A 17708-nucleotide genomic window follows, 5' to 3' on the forward strand; every position below is an offset into this window, starting at 1 on the left:
GGACTATATGAATCTGCTTTGCATATTTTTTATTTACGTTTACAGTGATTCACTCAATATATTAGATTTTTTGAAATTAGATTTTAACAATAGTTTATCTGAACATTATCATTTAATTAAGATTAGTTTAAAAAAGTATACACTTCATGAAAAATCTATTTAAAAAATATTTATCTAAAAGTTTAAATAAAATTTAAATAATGTATTCTAGTTGTCTTGCTTTTTGGCTTGAATGTACCGTATATTTCTCAAATTTTTTAAACCGCTATTCAGAACTTCCAAATATAAAAATCTCCACTCATTTCTTGTGGGTGGGCATCCGAGCAAACACCCCAAGATTAGAACATTAAGGCATTACGACATTATGGTATTAGGACGGGCGAGGACACCCATCCCACAAGATGGTTAAGATTAAGTTAATTTTTGTAAATTACTTAGAGTAAATTTATATTTCTATTGAATTGTTATCGTATAGTCACGCAAAATGTACTTTTGTGCTGTTTGATAGTTGAGTAGTCGCTATTTCTGGTTGATATACGGAGACTAACTCAAAAATGGCTAACGAATACCATAAACTATCTACTGGTGCCTTTACACAAAATTGGAGTAATACAGATTTAATTACAGCAAACGATAATTGGGACGCTGTTCCTAGCATTATTGGCTATCTTGGGGATGATCCAACAACAACTGCAACAGGTGTAGACCCGCAAACAGTTACCGCAGATGGAACTAGTACTGTAGATGTCATTGCTAACCAGACTAATCCTAATATAGCCAATGGTGGTGTCGCTGAGTTTGCTCTGACTGACTCAGTGGTTGCTCTTCAGGGTTCAGGAACTGCGGATGCTCCTTTTTTACTAATTCACCTGGACACCCTTGGTGTAACAAATGTTAATGTGTCCTACACGTTACGCGATATTGATGGGTCAGTAGACAACTCTATTCAAGCTGTTGCTTTACAGTATCGTGTTGGTACATCAGGTAATTTCATCAACATCCCTGCTGCTTTTGTGGCAGATGCGAGTTCCGGCCCAGACCTTGCAACTCAAACAACGACGGTTAACGCTACCCTACCAGCAGGTGCGGAAAATCAAGCACAGGTACAGTTGCGTATTATTACTACTAATGCATTAGGTAGTGATGAGTGGATAGGAGTTGATGATATCAATATATCAGCGGCGCCTGCTAAACCAAATATTCAAATCACCGAGTATATGTACAGCGGTGGTAACGGTGAATTTGTTGAATTTACTAACCTTGGTACTACCCCGGTTGACTTGACAGGTTGGAGTTTTGACGACAGTTCTCGTACTTCAGGTTCATTTTCGCTAACTGGTTTTGGAATTGTACAACCAGGCGAATCTGTTATCCTTACAGAAACCGACAGTGCAGCTTTCCGGACAGCGTGGAACCTACCTGCCTCAGTCAAGGTTATTGGCGGACTCACACAAAATTTAGGGCGTGCTGACGAAATAAACTTGTATGATAACAACAATCAACTTATAGACCGCCTAACTTACGATGACCAAACATATGCAAGTACTATTCGCACTCAGAATATTAGTGGTTGGACTAGAGTAGAGAATCTTAATAGCGAAGTCATCAATACAGATTGGGTACTTTCCACAGTAGGTGATGCTCAGAACTCCTACAGGTCAGTTAATAATGATACTGGCAATCCAGGCGTTTACATTACTAGTTCTGCACCAACTGCTGGTGTCACCGTTACACAGACGGATGGTACAACAAGAGTAACTGAAGGAGGCGCCACTCATACCTACACTTTGGTTCTTAACAGACAGCCAACAGCAGATGTTACCATCGCCATTAATTCAGGTACGCAAACCACTACGGCGCCAAACTCTCTCACCTTCACCAGTGCTAACTGGAATGTTGCTCAAACAGTAACAGTTAGTGCTGTAAATGATACAGCAATAGAAGGCGACCACTCTGGCACAATTACCCATACTGCCACTAGTACTGATACAAACTATAACGGTATTAGCGTACCTAGCGTTACTGCTGCTATTACCGATAACGACTTTGGCATCCTCAAAAAAATCGGCGGTTATGCTGCTGGCACATTAGGAGCAGAGATTACAAGCTACGACCCTGCATCTAAGCGTTTGTTTTTGATTGATGGTTCTGCAATAGCACAGATTCTGAATTTTTCAGACCCTACTAATCCAACATTAATTTCAACAATTAATCTTTCTGCTTATGGTGCAGCAGCTACTAGCGTTGCTGTTAAAAATGGTCTGGTAGCTTTTTCTATAGCAGATAATATTGAGACTGACCCTGGTAAGGTTGTTTTTTACAATACTGCTGGTAACTTTATCAAGGATGTTACCGTTGGCGCCTTACCTGACATGATTACTTTTAGTCCTGATGGCACTAAAGTACTCACAGCTAACGAAGGTCAACCAGGTAATACTATCGACCCTGTTGGTTCTGTAAGCATTATTAATATTGCCAATGGAGCCGCAAATGCTACTGTTACGACAGCAAGCTTCACCAGCTTTGATGGTCAGGAAGCTACTCTGCGAAGTCAAGGTGTTCGCATTTTCCCTAATAAGAAAGTTTCAGAAGATGTCGAACCTGAATATATTGCCTTTTCTAAAGATGGCGCCAAAGCTTGGGTGACACTGCAAGAAAATAATGCTGTGGCAGTGGTAGATATTGCAACTGCAACTGTTAGTAGTATTGTGCCTTTAGGTCTGGTTGATTACAGCCAACCTGGGAATGGCTTGGATACTAGCGATAGAGATGGCAGCATCAATATTAAGAATTATCCAGTATTTGGAATGTATATGCCGGATGCGATTGCTTCGTTTGAAGCTGGTGGTCGCACTTACTACATTACAGCCAATGAAGGAGACACTCGCAACGAAAACGCGCGCGTATCAACTTTAAATCTTGATGCAACCAAGTTCCCAGATGCAGCTACACTCAAACTGGAAACAAATTTAGGTCGGTTGGACGTTTCCACCATTGATGGTGATACTGATGGTGATGGTGATTATGACCGTTTATTAGCTTATGGCGCCCGTTCTTTCACAATTTGGGATGACCAAGGAAAATTAGTTTACAACAGTGGCGACCAATTTGAAAGAATTACTGCTGCCCAAATTCCAAGCCTTTTCAATGCCGAAGGTACTGCTGTTACCTTTGATAGCCGTAGCGATAATAAAGGACCAGAACCAGAAGGTGTAGCTGTTGGTGTTATTGATGGTAGAACTTACGCTTTTGTTGGGCTAGAACGGACTGGTGGTGTAATGGTATATGAAGTTACCAATCCTCAAAAGCCTCTGTTTGTAGAGTATTTACCCAATCAAACCGGAGACCTTAGTCCTGAAGGTGTAAGCTTTATTCCTGCGGCTGAAAGTCCAAATGGCAAAAATTTACTCGTGCTTTCCCATGAGGTAAGCAATACTGTTGCAGTGTTTGAGGTGAATCCACAAGTACGAATTAGCAATATTCAAGGCGCCGCACATACTTCTCCTCTCAACGGGCAAGCTGTACGAAATGTTCCTGGTATCGTTACAGCATTAAGAACCAACGGTTTTTACTTACAAGACCCTAACCCAGATAGCAACGATGCTACATCTGAGGGGATTTTTGTTTTCACAAGTTCGGCGCCTACGGTAGCTGTTGGAGACTCAGTACAAGTCAGCGGTACAGTATCAGAGTTCCGTCCTGGTGGTACAACTGGTACTAACCTGACTACTACTCAAATTAGCAGCCCGACGATTGTAAAACTATCGAGTGGTAATGCTTTACCTAGCGCTACAGTCATTGGTAACGGTGGACGTGCGATTCCCAACCAGGTAATTAGTAATGATGCAGTCGGTGGTACTGTCGAAAATCCTGGTACAGTGTTTGACCCAACCCAAGATGGTATTGACTTCTACGAAAGTGTGGAAGGAATGTTAGTACAGGTTAATAACCCTGTTGCTGTTGGCCCAACAAATAACTTCGGTGAAATCCCAGTTTTGGCAGATGACGGCGCCAATGCTGGTACTCGTACCGCTCGTGGTGGCATAATTATTCAGCCTACAGATTTTAATCCCGAAAGAATTCTCATTGATGATACTCTAATCGCCAATCCACCGCAGGTGAATGTAGGGGATAAATTCAATGGGTCGGTTGTAGGTGTAATGGACTACAGTTTCAGCAACTTTAAGTTGTTCAACACTCAAGCTTTGCCAACTGTTACTCCTGGTGGTTTACAAAAAGAAGTCACGAATTTAACTCCTAATCCGAATCAACTAACTGTTGGCACATTCAACGTTGAAAATCTTGACCCTAGTGACGGTGACACCCAGTTTAACAACATTGCCAACCGGATTGTAAATAATCTGAAGGCGCCAGATATTATTACCATCGAAGAAATTCAGGATAATAATGGGGCGACTAACGATAGTGTTGTTGATGCGAGCCAAACCTACAACAAATTAATTAGTGCAATAGCTGCTTCTGGTGGCCCGACTTATCAATTTCGGCAAATCAACCCAGTAGACGACCAAGATGGTGGTCAACCTGGTGGAAATATCCGTGTTGGTTTCCTATTTAACCCTAATCGTGTGCTTTTTGTAGAACGTCCAAGTGGCACTTCTACTTCAAACACTACAGTAAATAAAGTTGGTGGTGTACCCCAACTTTCTGCTAGTCCCGGTCGTCTTGACCCAACAAATACCGCTTTTACCGCTAGTCGTAAACCGCTAGTAGGGGAGTTTGTTTTCCAGGGTCAAACTATATTTGTAGTTGGAAATCACTTCAATTCCAAAGGTGGTGATCAACCTCTATTTGGACGCTTCCAACCACCAACTTTAACTAGCGAAACTCAGCGTAATCAGCAAGCGACTATAGTTAAAAACTTTGTTGAGAGTATTTTGGCGATTAACCCCAACGCGAATGTTGTGGTGATGGGAGACCTTAACGATTTTGAGTTTTCTAACCCCATTAGTACTTTAGAAAGTGCAGGGTTGAAAACTTTAATCGAAAGTCTTCCCGAAAACGAGCGTTATACTTACAATTTTGAAGGGAACGCTCAATCTCTTGACCACATTATGGTCAGTAACAACTTGTTCAACAATCTTGATGGTTTTGATGTAGTTCATATCAATTCCGAGTTTGCCGACCAAGATAGCGACCATGACCCAAGTGTTGCCCGATTTAATCTCAAAACTCCTGCAAACCAACCTAAAATTACAAATTACGACTTTACCAACCTACCGAAGTTAGGAACTACTAGCAAAGGTCAAGATATTTTCTTAGGTGGTTTCTCTGGATTATATTTCCAAGGATTGGCGCCGAACGGTAACCTCAAATTTGTCACTCACACCGACAGAGGTCCAAATGGCGAACCTACTGGTCAAAATAGACCATTTTTATTACCCAACTTCCAACCAGAAATCGTCAGCTTTGAACTCAACCGCAGTACAAGTGAGATTAACATTACCAAGAGAACGGGATTATTCCGTCAAGATGGTACAACCAAGTTAACTGGGTTGCCTAACCTCCAAGCTGCCGCAGGTGGTTTAGCCTACACTGATGAGGTTGGCGTTGATTTAGACGGTAAAGTTCTAACGAATGACCCACTTGGCGCCGATTTAGAGGGTATTGTTGTAGCTGAAAATGGTGATTATTGGATGGTAGATGAATACCGTCCAGCAATTTACCACTTTGATATTAACGGTAAGCTGCTTGAGCGCTTTATTCCCAAAGGAACTGCCACCGCACCCGAACCCGACCAACCTGCTGGAACATATGGTACTGAGGTGTTACCAGAAGTTTATGCTCAACGCCGCAATAATCGCGGGTTTGAAGCTGTAGCTTTGGAAGGTAACAAACTCTATGCATTTATTCAAAGTGCCATCGACAACCCTGACAACGCTGGAGATACAACATCTAGAAATTCCCGCAATCTCAGAATTCTGGAATTTGATATCGTTTCTAAGGCGGTAACAGGTGAGTACTTATATCTTCTCGACGATATTACAGCTAGTGGTCTTGCCAGAACAGACAAAATCGGCGATGCAGTTTCTCTGGGCAACGGTAAATTTGCAGTTGTCGAAAGAGATGACATCGCTACAACTGCCTCAAACAAGCTAATCTACCAAATTGATTTAGCTAAGGCAACCAATATTAATAACCCTGCTAATTTTAGCTTGCCGACAGGTAAGAGCATTGAACAACTTACCGTTGCCGAGTTAGCTACTGCCAAAATTAGCCCTGTGAGCAAGAGCTTAATCGCCAATGCTGCTCAATTGGGTTACACAGGGGTTGAGAAATTAGAAGGTTTGGCACTGGTGGCGCCTAACACTCTTGCTTTGATCAACGACAATGATTTCAACGTTACAGGAACAACCCCAGTTGAGAGACTAGGCATTCTGGAACTACCCAATAACTTGCCTGTTGCTCAATCTGCTTTGCCTAACAATGTCTACCTAACAAAAGCAACTGATAGTGATACTTTTACACTCACAGGTGGTCGCGGTAAACCTAAGCTTCAAGTTAGTTTGACAGGTCGTAATTCCGGTCTAGTCAACGAACTGGGAGTATTTACCGTTGATGATGCAACAACAGGTAAAATCGGTAACTTAACTCCTGGCGCCGCTGGTTATGTCGAAGCAGCATTAGCACGCAGCAAAACAATTTTATCTGCAATTTCCAATGCTCCTAATGGCTTTAATCAAAGCGAATTAAACCGCTTGCTGGAATTTGGTGATGGCGATAAGCTCAGATTTTACTTAGTCAAAAATAGTACTACTGATGCAGTACGTGCGAATTCTGCACTTCTAGGTAACGTTGTGTTTGCCGACCCAACCACACAGAGAGTGACAGCAAATACTGATGGTAGCTTCTCTTTAGGATTCAAAGATGGTTTAGGTAGTGACTTTAACAACTTAGTTGTAACAATTCAATCTTCAACTCAATCATCATTACTTTTAGGAACCAATCTTCAAGGACAAAAAGAAGGAGAAGTCTTCGATTTACGCTCAACTACGGGTAAAGTCAAGGTTGATTTTACAGTTAACCGCGAAGCAGCGTTCAACAACGTTATTGGCTTCTATAAAGTAGCAGATGAAAATGGCGGTATTGATATTACTGGTGATGGTAAAGCAGATATTGCTACTGGTCAAACTGGTTATGCTCAAGCTGCAATGAACGCGCGCGTTACCGATATCAACTTGGCAGTTGCCAACCAAGGTACGGCAACTTTCAATGATAAGTTGCTAACAGGTGGTAGCATTTTTGCGCCATTCTTACTTACCGATGGTAGAACTATCGAGCAGGTATTAGCTGGACAAGTTTCACAAGCCTACTTTGCATACCTTGGCGCCAACTCTGATAAAGTTGACCACGTTCGCTTATTAGGTAACAACACCTTCGGCTTTGAGGATATAGCTGGAGGTGGTGACTTGGACTACAACGACATCATTGTTAAAGCAACTTTGACTCCTGTCGTTTAGTAATTTATCTTTTTCTTTGTGTCCTTTGTGGTTCATTTTTTCTACCACATTTGGGTTTTGGTGGGCATTGCCCACCTTACAGATACTCAGGGCAACATATATCGTGCCCTTACGGAATATTTGGTTATTTATTAGTGTAAATAAATACAGTATCTATAACCATTATCATTAGCTATAATTGATAATAAGACTTATATATAAAAGCATTAACAGATTGAAGAATCTTCATTTAATGTTTGTTTTAGTATTTTCTTAACTAGTTCTTAACAATATTCAGATAATATAACTTTGAAGAATTGAATAAATGCCTTTTATTAAGGTGTTTATCTTTAACCTTTTGGATTAATGAACATCCACATATAATTTGCTATTCCTTTTGGTGGAAAGTACTTAATAATAGTGCTTTCGAGCAAAAATAGATTAGTATGATTGGTTTCAAAAAAAACAACGAAGACTTAGATCGTGTATTGAAGGTGAAAATGAGATTTATTCTTAAGCTTGTTTTTATTCACTTGTTTCAAATTATCACGAACAAAAAAAATCGGTTGTTTTCTAAATTCTGAAAGCATTCGACCAGAAGGTTTCGATCAGGTATTGGAAGCGCGTGTAAGCCAATCCAGTTCAGACTAAGGGCATCTTGAATTTCGTTTCTTAATTAATATACCAAAATGGCTAATCAACTTCAACTAAAATTTGCTGGCACTATTAAATTAGACGGTGCTGAGATTTCTGATTTTGACCCCAAAACTAAGCGTCTGTTTACAACTGGAGAAGTAGCAGGTAAACCTGTGCTTCAAATTACTGATGTTTCCGACCCTACCAAACCCACAAAAATCGGTAATATTGACCTCTCCAGTTTTGGTGCAGGAGTTCAAAGTGTAGCAGTTAGGAAAGGTACGGGTACTAATAACAGTATTATTGCGGTAGCAGTTTCTGCTACAACTGCTACAGACCCTGGTAAAGTCGTATTTTTCGATGCGACTGTTGGTATTGCGAATCCAACAGCACTTTCCCAGGTGACAGTCGGTGCATTACCTGACATGCTTACTTTTACTCACGATGGTACAAAAGTTCTAGTGGCAAATGAGGGAGAACCAAACGAAACCTACACTGTTGACCCCGAAGGTTCGGTAAGCATTATTGATGTATCTGGAAGTATTGCGGCTTTAGATAATACTAAGGTTACCACTGCTTCTTTTACAGCTTTTAACGCTCAAGCTGCTACTTTAAAACAGCAAGGTGTAAGACTTTTTGGTAAGCTTGCTGATGGTACTGCTTCCTCAGTTGCACAAGATTTGGAACCAGAGTATATCGCTGTTTCTCCCGATGGTAAGCGAGCTTTCGTAACTCTACAGGAAAGTAATGCTCTAGCAGTTCTCGACATTGCTACTTCCACAATCACCAGCGTTTTACCATTAGGCTTCAAAGACCACAGTCTAGCAGGGAATGGTTTTGACGCTAGCGATCGCGATACTATTGTTGGTGATATTAAACCTCATCCTGTTTTGGGGATGTACCAACCAGATGCAATCTCATCATTCCAAGCAGCTGGTAAAACTTACTATATCACCGCTAACGAAGGGGATTCGCGCATTCGTCCTACAGCAGATGGAGTTTTACCTGCTCCCAATGCCACTGAAGGAAGTATTTTTAATGAAGAAGTCAGAATTGGTAACAATGCAGTTGTTCTTGATCCTACAGTTTTTCCTAACGCTGCTGCGCTAAAAAATAATGCCAGTCTCGGTCGCTTGAGAATCACCAATACCCTTGGGGATACAGACGGGGATGGAGACTATGATAAATTGTACGCTTTCGGCGCTCGTTCCTTCTCGATATGGGATGATGCAGGTAAATTAGTTTTTGACAGTGGTGACCAGTTAGAACAAATTACTAAAACCCAAACACCAACACTGTTTAATGCGAATAATGGACTTGCCGCTGAAGTTGACACCCGCTCTGATGACAAAGGACCCGAACCGGAAGCTGCAACTATCGGTTATGTCAGTGGTAAACCCTACGCATTTATTGGTTTAGAGCGTGCTGGTGGTGGTGTAATGGTTTATGACCTCAGTAACCCGACAGCACCTCAGTTTGTTCAGTATATCCGTACTGATGGTGACATTAGTCCTGAAGGGTTAAAATTCATCTCTGCGGCAGATAGCCCAAATGGGAAACCTATGCTTGCAGTTTCCAACGAGGTTAGTAATACTGCGACCTTATACGAAATTGAAGCTCCAAATTTTACCCTCCAACTTCTCCACGCTTCCGACCAAGAAGCTGCTGTTCCTGCTCTCGATGATGCACCCCGTTTTTCTGCAGTTCTAAATGCGCTGAAAAATCAAGATGCAAATAAAGATGGTAGCCCCGATTACGCAAATACGATTCTACTTTCTTCTGGTGATGCTTACATTCCCAGTTTATTTCTCAATGCCGCAGCAGATGCTTCCCTAGCTCCTTTATTGGGTAAAGCGGGTCAAGGACGGGCTGATATCGTCGTTCAAAATGAATTAGGATTTCAAGCGATCGCATTTGGCAACCACGAGTTTGACCTTGGGACTGGGTTAATAAAAAGCGTACTTGCCCCCGACGGTGCTTATCCGGGTGCTAAATTCCCCTACCTGAGTTCCAACCTTAATTTTGCTCCCGATACAAATTTGGCGCCATTGGTAACTGCTGACGGTCAAGAAGCTAGCACTATCCCTGGAAAAATTGCCAAAAGCACAGTGATTACAGTTAACGGTGAAAAAATCGGTGTTGTTGGCGCCACCACACCCACCCTACCAAGAATCTCCTCTCCTGGTAGCGTCGGTGTCTTGCCAACAAACTCAGATGATATTGCTGCCTTAGCTGCGGAAATTCAAAAGTCAGTAGATGCCCTGAAAGCCCAAGGTATCAATAAAATTGTTTTGTTGGCTCACATGCAACAAATCGCGATTGAGCAACAACTGGCTGGTTTGCTCAAAGACGTTGATATTATCATGGCAGGTGGGTCAAATACCCGCTTAGTTGATAGCACCGACCGTTTGCGATCTGGAGACATTAAGCAAGGCGATTACCCCATTTTTACCAAATCTGCCACTGGTGAAGATATGGTAATTGTCAACACCGATGGTAATTATAAATACGTTGGTCGTTTAGTCGTTGATTTTGATGCCCAAGGAAAAATTATCCCCAGCAGCATCGACCCTGCCATTAGTGGCGCCTATGCAACTGATGACCAAGGAGTTGCTGCACTTAACGCACAAAACTTAGTAGATCCAGAAATTAAAGCCATTACCGATGCACTTCGTCAGGTAATTGTCAAGCAAGACGGTAACTTTTTTGGGATTACCAAACAATTCCTCAATGGTATCCGCTCTGATGTGCGTACCCAAGAAACAAACTTAGGGAATTTAACTGCAGATGCAAATCTCAGTTACGGGAAGCAACTTGACCCCACTGTTGTTGTTTCAGTGAAAAACGGTGGCGGTATTCGCAACAATATCGGTAGTATCTTCACCCCAACTGGTGCAACCGAGTCAGTGAGAATTCCCCCCGAAGGAAACCCGTTGTCAGGAAGACCCGAAGGTGGTATTTCCCAACCTGACCTGCAAAATGCTCTCTCATTTAATAATGCACTGACCCTGGTTACAGTTACTGCTGACCAACTCAAGCAAATTCTCGAACATGGTGTAGCAGCTAGCGCACCTGGTGCAACTCCTGGTCAGTTTCCCCAAGTTGGTGGTGTATCCTTCAGTTTTGATGCAACCAAACCTGCAAAACAACGCATTCAAAATGCAGCTATCCTCAACGAAGATGGTAGTTACAGAGATATTTTGGTCAAAGATGGTCAACTTCAAGGAAATAAAGACCGAGGAATTCGCATTGTCACCCTTGGTTTCTTAGCTGACGGTGGTGATGGTTATCCTTTGGGTGATTTTATTAAAGCTAATCCCACCTTTGCGAATCGAGTTGATTTAATCGGTGAGACAACTACAGACTCTAACCTTAACGGTAAAATCGACGCACCTGTTGACCCAGCAAAATTTGATTTAGGAAAAGCTAACTTTGCTACTTCGGGTACTGAGCAAGATGCATTCGCAGAATATCTCCAAGCTAATTTTGCTACTACTCCATATAATGTTGCCGATGTTGGAGCTAGTTTAGACACCCGCATTCAACGTTTAGATGCTCGTAACGATAGTGTTTTCGCTAAAGCAACTGTTGAGCAAGGTGGTGCTGCGGGAGTTGTCACTTTCAAGGGAGGAGTCGCAATAAATCAAGTCCGTTTCACCGTTAATGCCAATAATCCTAGCGCTGCGGTTAGCGAATTGGTTGCTTTTGAGTTTGATGGTTCAAGTAATGTTAACTTGAAACAACTATTGGATAGTGGTAAAGCTAAGGTAATTTCTTCTGTTATTAGCAACCGACCTACTGGTTTTGAGGGAGAGTCTGCTCGAACTATAGGGTTTGCTGCTAATGCTAGAATAGGTTTTGCCTTAATTAAAAACGGTACAGCAGATGATATTCAAGCTGGAAAAACCAAGGAAGTTGTTCTTTCCACTTCTAATAATTTTGTTTCCAATATCTCCACAAGTGGCTTTAATTTAGCCGTTGAAGGATTGAGTATTAAAGCCGAAACAGTAAGCGATATTCGTCCTTTGGGAACTGCTTTACAATCAGGAGAGCAAGGTGAATTAATTGACTTACGTGACATTTCTGGTAAGGTCGAAGCAACCTTTACAATCAACCGGGAAGCTGCATTCAATAACCAAGTTTACTTTTACAAAGTCAATAACGCTGATGGTTTAATTGGTAATTTAAACCCAGATAGTACCAGTAGCTCAGTTTATCTCGATGCTGCACTCAAAAATCTTGTTACAGGTGCAGATGGTAAAGCTGTCAAACTGGAAGTTGCTAATCAGGGAGAATCTACTATTAAAGCCATCGTTGATGCTGGTTCAATTCTAGCTCCAATGTTAATCGCCAATAGTACGATTGAGCAATTAACAGATACTAATCCCAATAATAACCCCGCTGTTTTCTTCCCATACTTAGGAGCTAATGTCAATAAAGTTGACCACTTGCGATTACTTGGAGATAACACCTTTGGATTTGAAGATTTAGTTGGTGGTGGTGATTTAGATTATAACGATGTGCTTGTCAAAGTAAGTTTGGCGCCCATCGTTTAATTTATAATAGATAAATAGGGTTAAACCCTATTTATCTACTGGCAATACGCTGCATTAGGGGCATTTGCGGTGGCATGAGGTCTCAATTTCTTTACACATCTCCGCAAATCAATAATCGCTTCCTGAATATCTACATACATAAACCGCGCGTCCCAAACTCCCTCATCGGACATACGCTGTTCTACTTGTTCAAACAGATGTCCAAACGTATTTGGTTGCGTTAATTCCTGTAGCAACCATTGAGTATCAATTCCCAAAGTATCCGAAATAGGCGCCACCTGATTTGAAGTCACCTGATAACCATTTAGAACACCTTTCCATATTTTTCGGAGTTGGTGACGTACGCGTAAACGTGTCTCAATAGCTTGAAAAGATTCAACAAGAAACACTTGATTTTGCCTTCCCATTTTTGTCCACTCATTCAATTGATTAGCCAAACCGTTATTTGTACGTCCAGTCTGTCTAGCTGAAGTTGTTACTCGCACTAATGGACTGTGGCGAAATCGCGCGTTCTCTCGTACTAAAGCATGGTAAAAAGCCACATCTTCAGGAGTTCGCACAGCTGGTAAACCACCAGCAAGCGCATACATTTCTGCGGTGACAGCCAAGGAAGCACCGTAGTGTTGATAGTGCCTAGGAAAAGGGTCAAACGGTTCTGGGTCAAGATAACTTTCTAATTCTGCAATTAAATACCGATAACCGACCTCACGCAAAAAACAAGCTTTTGCATAAGGGTCTAGCTTCCTACGACCATCAGAACTTGTGATTATTCTTCCTCCTATTGCATCGGCGCCGCAAGATATTTCATAAAGGTTAGCAGCAATCCAAGTAGGACTGACTTGTGAATCTCCATCCGTTGAAGCTATAACTCCTCGCTTGCGCCCAATAATGCTTAAACGACGATATGCTTCATCCATCAAAATCTGGCGCACTCTGCCAATATAAGCTTGCTCTGGAGGAAGAGTCATTTCTACAAGATGCAATTCTAATTCTTGATGTTGTTTGGCAAAACTCCTTGCAATATCTGCTGAGTTATCGCTGCAATTATTCAAGAGTACTATGACCTCGTAGCGTTTGGTATCTAAACGTTGCCTTTCCAGGTCAAATTGATGCAACAAAGCATTTAGCGTATGCACCAAAGTTTGAGCTTCGTTGCGAACTGGAACAATTACACAAACCTCGCAACTAGACAACGGCGCCTTTTGAACTAATACAGGTGAAAATGTAGGTAAAACGTGGTTGGGTTTTGCCGCTGGAAAGTCAGCAACTACTTGTAAAAGCTTACTTTCCATAAAAAATATTGCTTCCTTTCCAGAAGAATAAACAGATTGCGTTCATTCAAATTTAGAAATTATTTAATTTGTTAAGTTCATTTTGATAAGATTACTACATATTTGCAATACGTCTCCAGCATGATTATTTTTAATCTACCTACCGCATGATTTACATTGCTTACAAATCTACCAGAAGACATAAATTAAAATCATTTCTTCTTTTATATGACGTAGACTGTGTAACAGCATGAAAAATCCTGGAATAAAACGCAAAAACAAAAAGCTGTTACGCACCATCTACAAAAATAATATATTAAATAAAAAGTCATCAAGTTAGGTTTTTAACAATTTCTTGTAGCGTTTTACCCAAACTGTTATACTGTTCGATTGAATTGTAAATCTGTGCTGAAATTCTAAATAATAACTTTGATTCTCCGTGCCACGGAACTACTTGCACTTCAATTCCATACTTATCAAATAATTCATCATGAAGTGATGTATAAGTATATTTCTCTAATATCTTAGGAACGGTTAAAGTTGACATTGAGCCAATCATTTCTTCTGGACAGGGTGGCGCCATATTTAGCATTTCACAAATTATCTGTCTTCCCTGCATTACTAAATCGTGGTTGCGTTGCATTAATTCATTCCAACCACCATCTAAAAGTGAACCCATAAACTGTATAGATTCACCTACACACATGTAAGCCGTTGGGTCGTCAGTACCCATCCAGTCAAATTCTAATTGATACAGACTTTTATGTGTAAGCTTAGAGTTGGCGCCGTGACTTATAGTTAAAGGACGTATTTGTGACTGTTTTGAACGCTTAACGTACAAAAACGCAGCACCCTTTGGAGCGCACAACCATTTATGACAATTTCCTGTATAGTAAGTGGCGCCTATTTCACTCAAGTTTAAAGACAACATTCCGGGTGCATGGGCGCCATCTACTAGTACATCAACACCGCGCGCTTGTAATTCTTTGACTAATTGCTGAATTGGAAATATTAACCCAGTTTGACTTGTTATATGGTCTAAAAGTGCTAACCGCGTTTTTGGTGAAACTTTTTCTATAACTGCTTTAATAACTTGCTCTGATGACTCAATCGGAAAAGGAACATCTGCTACTATCACCTTTGCACCCGCACAACTTGCTACAAAATCAAGCGCATTCCGACAAGCGTTATACTCATGGCTTGTAGTCAACAACTCATCATTGGGTGAAAACTTTAGCGAACGCAGTACAGCGTTAACTCCTGTCGTCGCATTAGGTACAAATACTAAATCTTGTGGTTCTACACCTAAAAAACAGGCAAGCTTATTTCTCGAATCATCTAATAATGGTTCCCATTCTCTACCAAAAAACCTTAATGGTTCATTTTCTAATTGCGAACGTAACTTTGCCTGCACTTCTAAAACAGGTCGTGGACAGGCGCCGAATGAAGCATGATTTAAAAAGTTTATATTTCTATCAAGTAACCAGTACCTTTGAAAATAAGAAGCGTGAGGCTTAAAATTCATCATCTTACAAACCTCAACCTCTTCTATAATTATTCCGTATTTCTAATACTCCCCAGGCAGGATTCGAACCTGCGACCAATCGGTTAACAGCCGACCGCTCTACCACTGAGCTACTGAGGAATGTGGCGCACAATTAATAATAGTAGAGGTAAAGTTTAAAAATGGCAAGTGTTTTTGAAAATTTTTTTTGCTTTTTCTGATTTTTTCTTGAAAGCCTTACAAATAAAGCATTTCAGACGTTGTAATCATGAGTATTAATTGACTATATAATTATCTAAAAGCAGTGACTCCCTAATAGTAATATTAGAGAGTCACGCAACCGTGGTTATCGGTTAAGTTCATATTGTTGAATGCTGGTCAAGGAATCAAGGTAACATACGCAACTCAGCTAAACGCTGACGTGCTTTATCATCGATGGAATTAGCTAAAAATCTACCGTTAGATTGTTTACGTGGATTATACTTCTGACGCGCACGACAAACGTTTGTTTGAACATCGTGACAAAGTTGTAAAGCGGACATCCACTCGGCGCCGTAACCTTGTATCATCAGTTGCTGTGCGCGGTCCGATGTAGCGACAATGACACGCGATATTAAAGACTGGGCAATGTGATGACGGTAAGATGCACAACTTTTTTCTATATAAGTATCTGCTGTTTGGTTAAACTCAGTGTAATGAACAGATAAAAGCTCTGTTATTACCTCTCGATTGCTGCAAGTGTTTTGATACTGGGCATCGAAAACGATTTGAGTTTGATAGCCTTTAAAAGCACTGTAATTAATCATAGATTCTACTAATTCACCACGTGCTGCCTCAAGACCAGCTGTATCACGAGTCTTTTTTAGGCAAGACCAGGCGCCTATTATATTGTAGCCGTCCACTAATAGAACGGCTGGTGCAAGAGAACGGGACATGGTTTATATTCACAAATTTTCAAGAGTTAACAAATCGTTCATAACTCTTATAATAATCCAAGTCCCTATTGTAACATCATGTTACAATTTAAGTTATGAGTAATGAGTGCTGAGTGCTAAGGAACGAATTTAGGAGTTAGGAGTTAGGAGTTAGGAGTTAGGAGTTACTACTCAGCACTCAGCACTCAGCACTTTCTACTCCTCTGTTTCCATTAATCGTTGTTTAAGTCGCTGTGAAGAGCCACTATCAACGAGTACGCCTTTTTCGAGTAAAAAAGCTCCATCACAGTAATTTAATTCGTCCAAGCGGTGTGTCACCCAAAGAGCGGTGATACCTCTACTTTTAACTAAGCGACGAACACCATCAACAAGTTCGAGTTGGCTATCAGGGTCAAGTAATGCCGTTGGTTCATCTAATAATAGAACTTCACAATGACGTGCCAAGGCGCCAGCGATGGCAACGCGCTGCTTTTGTCCACCGCTCAATGCATAAATTGGGCGCTTTTGCAACGAAAGTAGGTTGACAGCATTTAATGCTTCTTCAACTCTAGCTTTCACAGCTTTGGACGGTAGTTTTTCTTCTACCAGTCCAAATGCCACATCAGCACCGACTGTAGGCATAACTAATTGGTGGTCAGGGTTTTGGAAGACAAAACCAACGGGTTGCAAAGTTTTAATTTCACCCGATAGTGGCACCAATAGTCCAGCTAACAGCCTTAATATAGTTGATTTACCGCTGCCATTAGTGCCTAAAAGCATCCAAAACTCACCTTTGGGCACTTGCAACGAACAAGATTTAATAACTTCTTGCCCAGAAGTCCAGTTAAAGTTTAAATCTTTGACCTCAATACCTAGTTGTACCATGCTGCTGTTTTTGCGTGCTGCTTATTCAGCAGTAACCGCAAAGAAACCAGGAGGTCTACCAGTACCAATTGCTGAACCTTCTTTCTGAGTCACTTGTAACCCAGAAATTTCACTTGCTCGAACGGCAATTTTCTTCTCTGTCTTACCTTCACACTTTAGCTCAATAATATCTGGGGTACCTGAGCGCATAGCTGTTGTAATCAGTTGGTAAACTGCCTCAGCATCTTCAGAAGACTTACGTTGTATCGAAAGAGGGAAAGCGGTATTTTTTACAGTTAAATCGATGGTGAACATTTCAGCTTTACTTCATTAAATCTCAGCCATCATTCTAGCGCGCAGAGTTGAGACAGTACATGTACGGTCTTTACAACTCCTGACTCCTAACTCTTGTACGGGCGGGTTTACTTGTGTCTTGGTTGATGATGGAAAATTTCGGTGAACCCGCCCCTATCTTTCTAAATATATTTTACTTATTCTTAATATTT

General features: G+C 41.1%; 7 protein-coding genes and 1 tRNA gene. 2 read left to right on the forward strand and 6 right to left on the reverse strand.

Annotated features, from left to right (window positions below; genetic code table 11):
- The first annotated feature begins 554 nt into the window (after positions 1-554).
- Both DSM106972_RS53670 and DSM106972_RS22095 read left to right on the forward strand, forming a co-directional pair.
- Positions 555-7478, forward strand: a complete 6924-nt coding sequence (locus DSM106972_RS53670; RefSeq protein ID WP_233787402.1) for a choice-of-anchor I family protein — start codon at positions 555-557, stop codon at positions 7476-7478.
- Between the two features lie 668 nt (positions 7479-8146).
- Complete coding sequence (locus DSM106972_RS22095; protein WP_127082737.1) at positions 8147-12649, forward strand: choice-of-anchor I family protein; 4503 nt, start codon at positions 8147-8149, stop codon at positions 12647-12649.
- A gap of 35 nt (positions 12650-12684) precedes the next feature.
- Here the strand turns inward: DSM106972_RS22095 and DSM106972_RS22100 are convergent, their stop codons facing one another.
- The 6 genes from DSM106972_RS22100 to DSM106972_RS22125 form a co-directional block, all read right to left on the reverse strand.
- Entirely contained in the window at positions 12685-13941 is a 1257-nt protein-coding gene (locus DSM106972_RS22100) for a glycosyltransferase family 2 protein (RefSeq protein ID WP_127082738.1), read from the reverse strand.
- A gap of 310 nt (positions 13942-14251) precedes the next feature.
- Complete coding sequence (locus DSM106972_RS22105; RefSeq protein WP_127082739.1) at positions 14252-15448, reverse strand: aminotransferase class V-fold PLP-dependent enzyme; 1197 nt, start codon at positions 15446-15448, stop codon at positions 14252-14254.
- Between the two features lie 45 nt (positions 15449-15493).
- Positions 15494-15565, reverse strand: a tRNA-Asn gene (locus DSM106972_RS22110).
- 245 nt (positions 15566-15810) lie between these two features.
- Positions 15811-16359, reverse strand: coding sequence for an NYN domain-containing protein (locus tag DSM106972_RS22115; RefSeq protein WP_127082740.1), 549 nt, complete (start codon positions 16357-16359; stop codon positions 15811-15813).
- A gap of 195 nt (positions 16360-16554) precedes the next feature.
- Positions 16555-17223: an energy-coupling factor ABC transporter ATP-binding protein gene (locus DSM106972_RS22120; RefSeq protein ID WP_127082741.1), complete on the reverse strand. Its 669-nt coding sequence runs from the start codon at positions 17221-17223 to the stop codon at positions 16555-16557.
- 21 nt (positions 17224-17244) lie between these two features.
- Positions 17245-17517, reverse strand: a complete 273-nt coding sequence (locus tag DSM106972_RS22125) for a UPF0367 protein family (protein ID WP_127082742.1) — start codon at positions 17515-17517, stop codon at positions 17245-17247.
- Positions 17518-17708: the final 191 nt, after the last annotated feature.

This window comes from Dulcicalothrix desertica PCC 7102, from assembly GCF_003991905.1.
Lineage (GTDB): Bacteria > Cyanobacteriota > Cyanobacteriia > Cyanobacteriales > Nostocaceae > Dulcicalothrix > Dulcicalothrix desertica.

What these genes read in the sequence shown, in the direction of transcription:
- DSM106972_RS53670 (WP_233787402.1), top strand. Translation starts at nt 555, where the DNA reads ATGGCTAACGAATACCATAAACTATCTACTGGTGCCTTTACACAAAAT.
- DSM106972_RS22095 (WP_127082737.1), top strand. Translation starts at nt 8,147, where the DNA reads ATGGCTAATCAACTTCAACTAAAATTTGCTGGCACTATTAAATTAGAC.
- DSM106972_RS22100 (WP_127082738.1), bottom strand. Translation starts at nt 13,941, where the DNA reads ATGGAAAGTAAGCTTTTACAAGTAGTTGCTGACTTTCCAGCGGCAAAA.
- DSM106972_RS22105 (WP_127082739.1), bottom strand. Translation starts at nt 15,448, where the DNA reads ATGATGAATTTTAAGCCTCACGCTTCTTATTTTCAAAGGTACTGGTTA.
- DSM106972_RS22115 (WP_127082740.1), bottom strand. Translation starts at nt 16,359, where the DNA reads ATGTCCCGTTCTCTTGCACCAGCCGTTCTATTAGTGGACGGCTACAAT.
- DSM106972_RS22120 (WP_127082741.1), bottom strand. Translation starts at nt 17,223, where the DNA reads ATGGTACAACTAGGTATTGAGGTCAAAGATTTAAACTTTAACTGGACT.
- DSM106972_RS22125 (WP_127082742.1), bottom strand. Translation starts at nt 17,517, where the DNA reads ATGTTCACCATCGATTTAACTGTAAAAAATACCGCTTTCCCTCTTTCG.